Origin of the sequence: Paenibacillus dendrobii (assembly GCF_009807035.1) — a bacterium.
Lineage (GTDB): Bacteria > Bacillota > Bacilli > Paenibacillales > Paenibacillaceae > Paenibacillus_AQ > Paenibacillus_AQ dendrobii.
Map to the genome: position 1 here is coordinate 1 of NZ_WUBI01000015.1, position 1,182 is coordinate 1,182.

Consider the following 1,182-nt stretch of genomic DNA (forward strand, 5'->3'; position numbering starts at 1 on the left):
TCGGTGGGGTAACCCGCAAGGGAGCCAGCCGCCGAAGGTGGGGTAGATGATTGGGGTGAAGTCGTAACAAGGTAGCCGTATCGGAAGGTGCGGCTGGATCACCTCCTTTCTATGGAGAATCGTTTCCTGCAACGGAAACATTCAAATCTAAAATCTAGCCAGGTCGGCTAGTTCTCACTCGTTGCTCAGTTTTGAGAGAGCAAACACTCTTTCAAAATGCGTTTGGTGGCGATGGCGGAGGGGTTCCACGCGTACCCATCCCGAACACGACCGTTAAGCCCTCCAGCGCCGATGGTACTTGGACCGAAGGGTCCTGGGAGAGTAGGATGCTGCCAAGCGCATGCCCTTATGGGTTATCTCATGAAGGTTGTAACAACATTATATACGGGCCCTTAGCTCAGCTGGTTAGAGCGCACCCCTGATAAGGGTGAGGTCGGTGGTTCGAGTCCACTAGGGCCCACCATATAACTTCATAAAGTAAGTAACGGGGTCCCTGAAAAGTAATCGGAATCAACCTCGAAGCCATACTTCACTTCTTGGGGTGAAAATATGGGGCCATAGCTCAGCTGGGAGAGCGCCTGCCTTGCAAGCAGGAGGTCAGCGGTTCGATCCCGCTTGGCTCCACCAATTAATTTCATCTACAACTTGATCCTTGAAAACTAGATAACGAAACGAATTTGCGTTTTAGAAATATCCTTTTAGCTGAACTTGTGTCAAACAAGTTTAAGTAATTGGTAGTTAGATCTTTTCCCTTTGGGAAAAATCTTGGTTAAGCTACTAAGAGCACACGGAGGATGCCTAGGCGCTAGGAGCCGAAGAAGGACGTGGCGAACAACGATACTGCCTCGGGGAGCTGTAAGCAAGCTTTGATCCGGGGATTTCCGAATGGGGAAACCCAGCTGGAGTAATATCCAGTTACTCATCACTGAATACATAGGTGTTGAAGAGGCATACCAGGGGAACTGAAACATCTAAGTACCCTGAGGAAGAGAAAACAAGAGTGATTCCGTCAGTAGCGGCGAGCGAACGCGGAACAGCCTAAACCGGTCAGCTTGCTGGCCGGGGTTGTGGGACGTCTCACATGGAGTTACAAAGGAACAGATTAGGCGAAGAGGTCTGGAAAGGCCCGGCATAGAAGGTAAAAGCCCTGTAGCTGAAAGTTTGTTCCCTCCGAGACGGATC

2 tRNA genes and 3 rRNA genes are annotated in these 1,182 nt (G+C 50.3%); all 5 read left to right on the forward strand.

The features are described from left to right. Positions 1 to 109 (forward strand): 16S ribosomal RNA (locus GRF59_RS29240); the annotation flags it as partial. 112 nt (positions 110 to 221) lie between these two features. After that, a 5S ribosomal RNA gene (rrf, locus tag GRF59_RS29245) occupies positions 222 to 338 on the forward strand. A gap of 48 nt (positions 339 to 386) precedes the next feature. Continuing rightward, positions 387 to 463, forward strand: a tRNA-Ile gene (locus tag GRF59_RS29250). 88 nt (positions 464 to 551) lie between these two features. After that, positions 552 to 627: transfer RNA gene (locus tag GRF59_RS29255), tRNA-Ala, on the forward strand. 140 nt (positions 628 to 767) lie between these two features. After that, positions 768 to 1,182 (forward strand): 23S ribosomal RNA (locus tag GRF59_RS29260); the annotation flags it as partial.